12 protein-coding genes and 1 tRNA gene are annotated in these 9602 nt (G+C 57.3%); 4 read left to right on the forward strand and 9 right to left on the reverse strand.

Going from position 1 to position 9602, the window contains the following annotated elements; all coding sequences use genetic code 11:
- The first annotated feature begins 284 nt into the window (after nucleotides 1–284).
- Nucleotides 285–361, forward strand: a tRNA-Met gene (locus DTW90_RS36505).
- 323 nt (nucleotides 362–684) lie between these two features.
- On the opposite strand, the gene DTW90_RS36510 is transcribed toward DTW90_RS36505, so the two are convergent.
- The gene (locus DTW90_RS36510; RefSeq protein ID WP_149344981.1) at nucleotides 685–1059 is read right to left on the reverse strand and encodes a BA14K family protein; all 375 of its coding nucleotides are present in this window, start codon (nucleotides 1057–1059) and stop codon (nucleotides 685–687) included.
- A 132-nt stretch (nucleotides 1060–1191) separates the two neighbouring features.
- On the opposite strand from DTW90_RS36510, the gene DTW90_RS36515 reads away from it, so the two are divergent.
- Entirely contained in the window at nucleotides 1192–1452 is a 261-nt protein-coding gene (locus DTW90_RS36515) for a hypothetical protein (protein ID WP_149344982.1), read from the forward strand.
- A gap of 525 nt (nucleotides 1453–1977) precedes the next feature.
- A complete protein-coding gene (locus DTW90_RS36520; protein ID WP_149344983.1) occupies nucleotides 1978–2166 on the forward strand; it encodes a hypothetical protein in 189 nt (62 codons plus the stop codon).
- A 17-nt stretch (nucleotides 2167–2183) separates the two neighbouring features.
- Here DTW90_RS36520 and DTW90_RS36525 read toward each other — a convergent pair whose 3' ends face one another.
- Both DTW90_RS36525 and DTW90_RS36530 read right to left on the reverse strand, forming a co-directional pair.
- Nucleotides 2184–2558, reverse strand: coding sequence for a CAP-Gly domain protein (locus DTW90_RS36525; protein ID WP_149344984.1), 375 nt, complete (start codon nucleotides 2556–2558; stop codon nucleotides 2184–2186).
- Between the two features lie 53 nt (nucleotides 2559–2611).
- Entirely contained in the window at nucleotides 2612–3070 is a 459-nt protein-coding gene (locus DTW90_RS36530) for a YbaK/EbsC family protein (RefSeq protein WP_149344985.1), read from the reverse strand.
- A gap of 209 nt (nucleotides 3071–3279) precedes the next feature.
- On the opposite strand from DTW90_RS36530, the gene DTW90_RS36535 reads away from it, so the two are divergent.
- Entirely contained in the window at nucleotides 3280–3522 is a 243-nt protein-coding gene (locus DTW90_RS36535; RefSeq protein ID WP_149344986.1) for a DUF982 domain-containing protein, read from the forward strand.
- 471 nt (nucleotides 3523–3993) lie between these two features.
- Here the strand turns inward: DTW90_RS36535 and DTW90_RS36540 are convergent, their stop codons facing one another.
- The 6 genes from DTW90_RS36540 to DTW90_RS36565 all read right to left on the reverse strand — a co-directional run bounded on the left by DTW90_RS36540 (nucleotide 3994) and on the right by DTW90_RS36565 (nucleotide 9209).
- Nucleotides 3994–5469 (reverse strand): efflux transporter outer membrane subunit, encoded by a 1476-nt coding sequence (locus DTW90_RS36540; RefSeq protein WP_149344987.1) that lies wholly within the window; start codon nucleotides 5467–5469, stop codon nucleotides 3994–3996.
- A gap of 355 nt (nucleotides 5470–5824) precedes the next feature.
- A complete protein-coding gene (locus DTW90_RS36545) occupies nucleotides 5825–6775 on the reverse strand; it encodes a phosphoribosylaminoimidazolesuccinocarboxamide synthase (protein WP_149344988.1) in 951 nt (316 codons plus the stop codon).
- A gap of 137 nt (nucleotides 6776–6912) precedes the next feature.
- The gene (locus DTW90_RS36550) at nucleotides 6913–7596 is read right to left on the reverse strand and encodes a phosphoribosyltransferase (RefSeq protein ID WP_132528672.1); all 684 of its coding nucleotides are present in this window, start codon (nucleotides 7594–7596) and stop codon (nucleotides 6913–6915) included.
- A gap of 5 nt (nucleotides 7597–7601) precedes the next feature.
- The gene (locus DTW90_RS36555; RefSeq protein ID WP_245513268.1) at nucleotides 7602–8399 is read right to left on the reverse strand and encodes a pseudouridine synthase; all 798 of its coding nucleotides are present in this window, start codon (nucleotides 8397–8399) and stop codon (nucleotides 7602–7604) included.
- 103 nt (nucleotides 8400–8502) lie between these two features.
- On the reverse strand, nucleotides 8503–8706 hold the full coding sequence (locus DTW90_RS36560) for a hypothetical protein (protein ID WP_132528661.1): 204 nt from the start codon (nucleotides 8704–8706) through the stop codon (nucleotides 8503–8505).
- Between the two features lie 161 nt (nucleotides 8707–8867).
- Complete coding sequence (locus DTW90_RS36565; RefSeq protein WP_132528660.1) at nucleotides 8868–9209, reverse strand: hypothetical protein; 342 nt, start codon at nucleotides 9207–9209, stop codon at nucleotides 8868–8870.
- Nucleotides 9210–9602: the final 393 nt, after the last annotated feature.

Here is a 9602-nt window from a genome sequence, read left to right on the forward strand (position 1 = left end):
AACAAACGCATGCGCCGAAGCCGTAAGGCTTCGAAAGCTGCATGCGAAAACAAATAATCTTCTCTGAGCGAAAACGGCCCAAAGCCGATCAAAGGGCCGCTTAAAAGCGGCCTTTTTGCTTTTGGGGCCTGAGAAAGCCATGAGCCAATTGCTCAAGCAATTGGCTTGGCGCAGAATACGGAAACGTTGAACGGGAGCGACTGCAAAGCAGTCGCCTCGGCAGTCCGACAAACCGCTTTGCGGTTTATCGGGATCGCGACAAATCGCATAGCGATTTGCGCTGGCGCGGGGTGGAGCAGCCCGGTAGCTCGTCAGGCTCATAACCTGAAGGCCGCAGGTTCAAATCCTGCCCCCGCAACCAATACACATAAATAGCCCGCCCCACGGCGGGCTTTTGCGTTCCAAACAGCCGTTATCCCTGGCGCCAAGACGGCATCTTCCCTGGTAGATCGTAGCTCAAAGGCCTGCCGGCCATAACCTGAAGGCGCCCAAGCAGGGGGCAAAGACGGACCCAGCATCTGCACAGGGCGTCCGAAAGGCGGGTGGTTTGCTTATCCGGCAGTTGAAGATCCGGGAAATATGACTTCCGGGAGCCCGCCGCGTGAAGGTCCCGCTAAGCGGATCATAAACCGATGCACCGAAGGCGCTCGCATTTCCGTCGCTGGAGCGCCGTCCAGCGACGCCTCATCTGCATTGCTGCCTCGGGCCGCGGCTCGGCTGATAGCTGTTGTCGTAGGCGCTATAGCTCCGATAGCGGGCGGCGCATGTTCTCATGTGGCTGTCGCTATAATAGGCTTGGCGGTCATTATGTGTGAAAAGCGTGCCGGTCACGAAGGATTTGAAGAGGACGCCGCTATCATCATAATTGTTATAATAGTCATCGTAACCTTGGCGGATATGATAGTGATGATGGCCGTGATGATCGTGGACCTGGATGATGTCCGATCGTTGTGGCACCGCGAGGTCGGGAAGCGGCATGGCGCCTGCAGATGCCACTGACGTGAATGTCATCAGCGCAGTCAGACTCACTATGGCGATCGACGCATTGAACTTACTCATGCATGCTCCCCTATCTTGGCGATAGCAACGTCCCGCCCTGGTCGAAGCGGCGGTGGCGAGCGGACCGAATTCTGTTCTAACTCTTATATGGTGTATGCTGTCGCGCCTTGAAGTGCTGAGAAAGAGATCGTGATGAAATCGATCATTTCCCTTTTGACGTGTCTGTTTCTGCTGGCGGCCTGCGATCAGGCACAAATGGAGCTGCAGCCCATACCGGGTAGTATCACCTATGGCGGCCAGCCGCGTATGAAGCTCACGCAATCTCCCGTGGGCGCGCGGATCTCCCATGATTTCACAGACAACCACGGACAGGACGTCCACGAGACCTATATTCTTCAACCCGATCGCAGCTTGAAGCTCGTCAACAGACAGGTCATGACCCGTCCTTTCTGAACCCGGCCGCCTTGCCTATTGGCAATAGACTGTCGCGGGGGAGCAGGCGCATTGATACCCCTTGGTCGGGCATATCTTTGTGTCGCTGCTCAGATCCGCACAGTTGCAGTGCACGAAATAATTGGTCGACTTGGGTCCCTGGAAACTGCTGATACGGGAAATTCCGTCGCCGATCTCCGCATGGCGGGTCGCAATGAAGAAGGATTGCTTCGGTTGGGCCTGGGCTTGCGCTAGGCAACTCCCGGCAAAACTCAATCCGAGACCGAAGATCCCTGACATGACGATGATACGCTTGATTGACATTTTATAGTCACCCGATGCTGATGGTAAGCCTTGTCTGTGCGTGAACGTGCGTCCTGTAACAATGCCGCAAAAGCTTGGGAACGCGACACCTTGCCCCACGCCAGACCGATATCCGCGGCGAAGCCAAAACGACCTCGAAAAACCTATACGCCGCTCTGCGGGATTCGGCGGAACCATTTTCGCATTGCTGCGTTTCGGTCAGGGCATAGCGGGAGATGCGTAATGATTACCTATGTTGATAGCAGCCGGATTGAGGACAACAAACTGCGAGAGGTCTGGAGCGTCAAGGAGTTTGCACGTCGGCATCGTCTTGATCCAGAAGAAGAAAAGCGGCTGTGCAAGCTTCTGGGTGATTTTGCAACACGCCACGAGCTGTTGATGAATGCTCAAAGGCCGCCTATGTTCCGCTGATATCGGCGATCGAGGGCTCAGACCTTCTCTTCCTTCTTGACGGGCGCCTTTCGCTTGGGTTCCTCCTTGGAAGGAGGAATGAACGGCTCTTCACCATCTTTTTTCGGAGCCAGAAGACTGCGCAATGCGCCGAGCTTATCCTTGAGCAGCGGACGGAAGCGGGTTGCCCTGTAGGGCATGTCGGCGGCGCCATAGCCTTCCGGGCCATCGTCATTGCCTCGGTAAATTTCCTCCACCTTGATGCCGATGAATTCTCCGTCGACATAATGCTTGTAAGGGCCGATCCAGCGAATGGTGTAGATCTGGCCTTTGCGAATCAATTGATCGATCGATACGTGCTTGAACGTATCGTCGATACAGACGACCTTTTGGCCAACATGGAATTGGTGCATTGGATAGCTCCCTGACGCGGACCTGCTTCAATGGGTCCGATCAAATTTATCATCTATTGGCAGATGTCCACCCATTCAGCGTCGACCAGTTGGGCCATTCGATCCGGTGATATCCTGACCGCGGCGTTTATCGCGCCTGCAGCCGGAACGACGACATCGAAGCGCTTCAACGACACATCGCAATAAACCGGCAATGGTGTCGGAAGTCCGAAGGGGCAGACGCCGCCGACGGGATGGCTGGTCGCTGCAACGACTTCCTCCGCATCCAGCATCCGCGGCTTTCCGCCCAAGACGTCCTTGCTCTTGCGATTGTCGAGGCGAGCCGTACCGCTGGCGACAACCAGCATGACGCGATCGCCAACCCGGACGCAAATCGTCTTGGCGATCTGTGCCGGATCGACGCCATGGGTTTCGGCGGCCAGTGTCACGGTTGCGGAACTGGCTTCCGTCTCTATGACGGAAATATCGGCAGCTTGCTGGCTGAAGAAGGCGCGAACGGATTCTAGGCTCATGATGCCGTGGAGATTATTGATGGGAAGCCCGGGCTGCAAGGCATGGAAGGGGAGTTTTCTCTATCTTTCTCCGAATCGAGGCGGCCGAGCCGGCGATAAAGGGGTACATAAAATATCCATATTTTCGTTCACACTGATAAACGCTATAGTCGAACAGGTCGCCGGAGGAGGCGGCTTCTGACGGACGGTAAACCGAGGAGATATCCATCATGCGACACATCAAATGGAACCATCCGATCCAGGTTGGTTTTGCGCAGGGTAATGCCAAGATGGTGGACGGTCCATCGGACGCTCTTCATTGCATGGCGGATTTGTGGCCGGATCGTCGCGGGCCGCTTTATGTCGCTGCCAGAAGTGTTTGTCGCGCTGCCATCGACGGGCGCAAATCCGCGGAAGAAGCTCGTGAGATGTTCATTTCAGCCGCTCAGGAAGCTCATTTAGCAACCCATTGAGGTCGCACGGGTTTTTATGCGGGATCCCGGTCGTTTATGAGCTGGTTGCGGGATTGGCGTCCATCGCCAATCTGCCGGCCGCCGAGGAAACTTCCGAATTGCCTTGAAATCGACAGATCGATTTCCGATATACAGTCCAGTCATGCAGCGGACGGTTACGGATTGCGCCAAAGGCGCCTTGGATTCGTTACCGAGTGATGAGGCGAAGACCGGGTTAATCAAGCATTAGCCTTTTGCCTCCAATCTGACTGCAGTATCCACTTTTCCCTTTGACCACGGATGTACTGGCACTGATGCGAAGGTGGATGACGAAAGGCCGGTTGATTCCGGCCTTTTTGTTTTTTCAAGCAACGCAGTCCCATCGGGTCGCTGCGGCTGCTTCGCCGGTGATTTCAGCGGTCACCCGGACACAAAAAAACCGCCGCGAATTTCGCGGCGGTTTTTTAAATCTCCAGACTTTCCTGATCGAGATCAGTTGGCCTTCTTGTCCGAAACCTTGACGACCGGAGCCTTGGCCGGCGTGCTGGGCGAACCGGCAGCAACTGCAGCCTTTGGCGACGCAGGAACATAGCCGGCGCCGATCGCGACATTGAGCAGAACGTAGTCGCTGGCGCTCTGTTGTACGGCCTGGGCCAGGCTTTCCTGAGCGTCCGTTACCGAACGCTGGGCGTCGAGTACGTCGAGCAGCGAAGATGCGCCGTCCTTGTAGCTTGCTGTCGAGAGCTGCAGGGCTTCCTGGTAGGATTTGACCTCCGCCTGGAAAGCCGAAACCGTCTGTGCATCACGGCTGACTGCCGAAAGGGCGTCTTCGACCTGTTGGATAGCCGTCAGCACCGTCTGCTTCCAGATGAAATACTGCGTCTTGGCATTGGAATTTGCGATGTCAACGCCGGCGCGCAGGCGGCCGCCGTCAAAGATCGGCAACGTCAGGGTCGGGCCGAATGACCAGGTCGTCAAGCCGCCCTTGCGTCCGCCCGATGCATGTATGTAGGAGGGCGAAATATCGCCGCCGAGCGTGATGGTCGGGTAGAGCTGCGCCTGTGCGACACCGATCTGGGAAGTCGCATTGGCGAGATTCCGTTCGGCCTGACGGATATCGGGACGATTGCGGATCAAATCCGCCGGAACGCCGGTGGCGACGCTTCCGCGGAAGACGGGCTGGCCGGTGTTATTTTGAATCTCCGACATGACGGATGCCGACGATACGCTCAGAAGCGTTGCGATATGGTGCACCTGCTGGCGAAGGCTGATTTCGAGGCCCGGTACTTCGGCAATCGTCGAATTCACGAGACCTTCGGCCTGAACCACGTCGAGACGGGAAGCAGCACCGGCATCAAGCTGGAACTTGGTCAGTTCAAGCGTTTCACGGCGGGACTTCAGGTTCTCCTGAGCGATCGCGATACGCGCCTGGAAGAAGCGAGCGTTAATATAGCTCGTAACCAGATCCTGCAGATAGGCCAGACGTTGTACGTCAACGTTTGCATAGGCGGCATCGAGTTCAGCCAAGGCGCCCTCGCGGGCACGGCGATACTGACCCCAGAGGTCCAGCAGCCAAGAAACGTTCACATCACCCGCGCTGGTGTTCAGCGAACCATGCTGCGTGCGCTGGCTGCCCAGCTCGCCACTCGTGGTGTGGGAGGCACCCACGTTAAGGGCGGGAAGTCCACCGGCGCCGGCGACGGTCACATCGCCTGCTGCAGCGTTGGTCTGCTCGATCGCCTGCAGGATCGAGACGTTCTGAGCGAGACCGGCATCGACAAATCCGTTCAGGCGCTTGTCGTTGAATCTTGCCCACCATTGAGAGGTGGCGACATCGCCATTGGCCTTCAGGTTGCCCTCAGAAAACTTCGCCGGCAAAGGCATTTCCGGCGGTTTGGGATCTGGCCCACTAACGCAGCCTGCCAGAAGAAGCAGCAGAGCCGGGGCAACAGTACGAATGGACACCATCACTTTTTTCCCACAATTCTTTCACATCATCAGTGTCTTACAGAGCCATCATGACCCCGAGGCGGCTTGCGGCGCACGCGTCCGCAATAACGGCCATGTGATCCGAAGCAGTCGCCGGCAATCTAGCAACGAGTTTCGCAATAGCACAGTGCCTTTTGCGATTTCTCGCGGTTGAATATGCTCGTGAGCATGACAAAGGGGCGCTTTGGAGTGAAAAATCTGGGGAGTGTTGCAAAAAACATACCACCGCCGACGCCAATTGTGGCGACGAGGCCCGTTGTCGAGTCGCTGGTGGCGTCACTTCGACGTTGCCCGCGTAGCCGGCGAAGGGATCGCAACCCGATCGTCTCCGCCTCTACGACCTCGGAAAATACCGTTCGAGATTTGCGCGAATCCGGGCGACAGGAGTCTCGCCGCTATCGTCGGGCACGAAGGTCTGGGCGGTTATCGCTTCAAAGGCCTTGATGTAGACCTTCGACGTCTGTTCGATCAATTCCAGAGGAATTTCCGGGAGTTCGTCCTTATACGGATCGCAGCGTTCCACGACCCACGTGCGGATGAAATCCTTGTCGAAGCTTGTCGGCCGCTCACCCTTCTGGAAGCTCGACTCATAGCTGTCGGCCAGCCAGTAGCGGCTGCTGTCAGGCGTATGGATCTCGTCGGCAAGGATAATGGCGCCGGTCTCATCGGTACCGAACTCATATTTGGTGTCAACCAGGATCAGTCCCTGTTTCAGCGCCATTTCCTGGCCGCGCGCAAATAGCGCGAGTGCATAGGCGGACAAGGTCTGCCATTGCTCGGCGGTGAGCAATCCGCGTTCGACGATTTCGGCGGCCGTCAGCGGTTCGTCATGGCCGCCGTCGAAGGCCTTGCTGGTCGGCGTGATGATCGGATGGGGCAGAACCTGGTTGTCGCGCATGCCGTCCGGCAGGCGGATGCCATACATCTCCCGCTCGCCCTTTTTATAGAGCGTCAGGATCGATGTGCTCGTAGTGCCGGCAAGATAGCCACGCACGACGACCTCGACCGGCAGGATGTCGAGGCGCTTGCCGACGACGACGTTCGGATCGGGATATTCGATGACATGGTTGGGGCAGATATCCTTTGTCGCCTCGAACCAGTAACGTGCCGTCTGTGTCAGCACCTGCCCCTTATAAGGAATGCAGGTGATGATACGGTCGAAAGCGCTCAGGCGATCGGTGCTGATGATGATACGGCTTCCATCCGGCATGTCGTAATTTTCGCGAACCTTGCCGCGGTAGTAGTTTGGCAATTCGGGAAAATGGGCTTCGGAGAGAATTCGCACTACGCTCACCAATCGGCTGATGGCATCCGCCCGGCGGACGCTTCGTGTTCCGACCCTTAGTTTGCTCACCGGGGATGTCAAGCAATGTACGCCGCAAAGCATATGCCTGATCAAGCCGCCAGGCAGCGAAATTTATCTCAGGGGGCTGGTCGCCAGCCGCCGCTCTGCGTTCTCTCGAGGATCGGTGTCGAAAAGACGCCGACAGTTCGTTCCGTCCATCTTTCATCCAATGTCTCGATCCGATCGCGCCAGCGGTCCGATTGCAGCATCGCCGCGCCGATCACGGCCGGCTCGATATTGCAGGCGGCCATCAGTTCCAGACCGGATACGATCGAGGCGCCGCTTGATATGACGTCGTCGATCAGCGCGACCCGCCGCCCCTCGAGGAGCGGCAGCATGCGCGGGTCTATATAAAGACGCTTCTGCTGGCTCGGCGTGGTGATGGAGGAGAGGGGAACGGAGAGATCCTCCTGATACCAGAACTTGCGTGAGGTGCCGAGCGGCACATAGCGATGGTGACCGAGGTGACGAGCCACTGCGCTTGCAAGCGTCAGCCCAAGCGTAGGCAGCCCGGCGATCACATCGATATTGAATTCGACGATCTTTTTGGCCAGCGCCTCGGCCAAGGCGTCCTGCACGGCAAAACTCGCCTGGTTGATGATCAAGGATGCCAGCGCGCGATCTCCATCGGCCAGCACGCGGATCGGCAGCAGCAGTTGTCGCCCGTCCGGCAGTCTTGCGACATAGGAGTCTGTGAGATCGCCCGAGGTGGGAAAGCTCTCTGGCGGGTGAATGTGCTGCCAGAAGTCATGGGGCTGCATTGCATTCATGGGATCGTCTTTGCTCCGCTACCCTTCCGTTTCTCCAGGCCTGTTTGCTTCAGCAAGCCCTGGACTTCGGACGCATTCAGCTCTCTGACCGCACCTTTTTCCAGATCGCCCAGCGCCAGCCCGCCGACAGAGACACGCACGAGCCGCAGGCATTCTATATCCATCACCTCAAGCATTCGCCGGATCTGGCGATTCTTGCCTTCCTGAAGTTCGACTTCGATCCAGGCGTTTTTCTCACCGGCGCGCAGCAGCCGTGCTGCCGTTGCCGTCAGCAACTCGCCATCGGCAACAAGCCCCGTCGTCATGCGTTCGAGCAGGTCCGCGTCCATGACGCGGTTGACCTGAACGTGATAGGTCTTTGCTAGATGGGTGATCGGATCGAGCAGTGCCTGTGCAAGAACGGTATCGTTGGTAAAGAGAAGAAGGCCCTCGCTTGCCTTGTCCAGTCGCCCGACCGGTGAAAGGTGAGGGGCGTCGAAGCCTTTCAGGCAGTCATAGACCGTCGGTCTACCTTCGGGATCGTGCCGAGTCGTCACCAGGCCGCGCGGCTTGTTCAGCATAAGATAGAGTTTTTTCTCGGCTGTGATCCTCTTGCCGTCGACGGCAATGATGGTGTGATCGAGATCGACCCAGGTGTCGGCTTCGCGGATTGTCTTGCCCTCGACACTCACTCGACCCTCTGCGATCAGCCCCTCTGCCTGGGTGCGTGAGCAATAGCCGAGTTTCGAAAGCGCGCGTGAAAGGGTCACGCGCTTGCCGCCCGTTCCCTTTTCATGTCTTGGACCGTTCTGCACTCTTTGTCCGCTGCGCCGCTGCTGCACTCGCTATGTCCAGTCTTGCCGCCGAATTCCGGCATTCCTTTCGCATAGCTGCCAGTCCCGTGCAAATGCCCTCACCTCAAACGGGGGCAAAGCGCTCCAGCTCGCGTCGGGTAACGACAATGCCGGCGGCTGCCTTTACCGGATCCGGATGCGTGTAGCTGAGGCTTGGCATATCGGGAAGATCGAGTGCCTGACGCAGGTTCATAATCCCGATAGCACGACGCTCAAAGGCGCCGTTGATGCTGACTTCGACGATGCTTTCGGTTCTTGCTATTTCCATGATCGCCTCCCTTGCCAGTTCTATAGAGATAGATGGCATTCGATCTTGGTTTTTGTGAGACATCCCGTAACGGAAGGACCCATTTTCGTTCGCCGGCATTCACAGGGAAACCGGCGAATTCAACGGTGCTGAATAGAGTATCGGATTTGGCCCAAATTCGATTAGCGTTGCCACCATTGCCGCGGCTGCGGTTGAGAATGCCCTGCCATCATATAGCCTGCAAGGAAGGCGATGGCGCCGACCAGGGCGAAGGCCGTGGTTGTGGCGGTCGGGTGCTCACGAGCGGCATCTGCCACTGCGGCTCCCTCGGCCCTTATCTGGGCTACGGCGCGCTTTGCCCGTGGCGTTGCATCATCAAGGGCTTTGCCGGCGCGGTCCCGCAACTCGTAATAAGCTTCCGTGCCCTGGGCGGAGATCATCTTCTGCAATCGCGACACTTCCTGCTGAAGGGCGGCAATGTCCTTGCTCATGGAACTCCTGATATCGTCGGTGTTGGTAGCCATGGTTCTCTCCCTTGTTGTCTGCTGGCCTATTAACTGCTGGGGGGAGGAACAGCCAAACCCGGTCTCAGGTTCCATTTTTTGATCGGATGCGCGTAAAAAGGGTCGGGATCGAGAGGCGTCCGGCTCTGAATGTATCGCGGTGGTAGTCGATCGTTTGGCTCTTCCCGTCCACGTTGGGTCGAATTTGGATTTTTTGACCGGGTGGACAAGATTTCTGGCGGGAGAACGTGCCGATTTTCGACGTCTCATCCCGGTCGTCAAAATTTCATCAACGAAAACAGCATGTTACAAAAATGTCAAAAAACTTTGTTTGGCGCTGTTGACTAGTTCGTTGGGTAGGGTCTATAAGCCCGATCACTGACGAGGGCGGCGGCGCTGCTGGCGACGAATTGC

This window comes from Neorhizobium sp. P12A, assembly GCF_008365395.1.
In the GTDB taxonomy this organism is placed as follows: domain Bacteria; phylum Pseudomonadota; class Alphaproteobacteria; order Rhizobiales; family Rhizobiaceae; genus Rhizobium.

Excerpts from the sequence above, each read along its gene's own strand:
- DTW90_RS36510 (WP_149344981.1), bottom strand. The coding sequence starts at position 1,059 with ATGAGTAAGTTCAATGCGTCGATCGCCATAGTGAGTCTGACTGCGCTG.
- DTW90_RS36515 (WP_149344982.1), top strand. The coding sequence starts at position 1,192 with ATGAAATCGATCATTTCCCTTTTGACGTGTCTGTTTCTGCTGGCGGCC.
- DTW90_RS36520 (WP_149344983.1), top strand. The coding sequence starts at position 1,978 with ATGATTACCTATGTTGATAGCAGCCGGATTGAGGACAACAAACTGCGA.
- DTW90_RS36525 (WP_149344984.1), bottom strand. The coding sequence starts at position 2,558 with ATGCACCAATTCCATGTTGGCCAAAAGGTCGTCTGTATCGACGATACG.
- DTW90_RS36530 (WP_149344985.1), bottom strand. The coding sequence starts at position 3,070 with ATGAGCCTAGAATCCGTTCGCGCCTTCTTCAGCCAGCAAGCTGCCGAT.
- DTW90_RS36535 (WP_149344986.1), top strand. The coding sequence starts at position 3,280 with ATGCGACACATCAAATGGAACCATCCGATCCAGGTTGGTTTTGCGCAG.
- DTW90_RS36540 (WP_149344987.1), bottom strand. The coding sequence starts at position 5,469 with ATGGTGTCCATTCGTACTGTTGCCCCGGCTCTGCTGCTTCTTCTGGCA.
- DTW90_RS36550 (WP_132528672.1), bottom strand. The coding sequence starts at position 7,596 with ATGCAGCCCCATGACTTCTGGCAGCACATTCACCCGCCAGAGAGCTTT.
- DTW90_RS36560 (WP_132528661.1), bottom strand. The coding sequence starts at position 8,706 with ATGGAAATAGCAAGAACCGAAAGCATCGTCGAAGTCAGCATCAACGGC.
- DTW90_RS36565 (WP_132528660.1), bottom strand. The coding sequence starts at position 9,209 with ATGGCTACCAACACCGACGATATCAGGAGTTCCATGAGCAAGGACATT.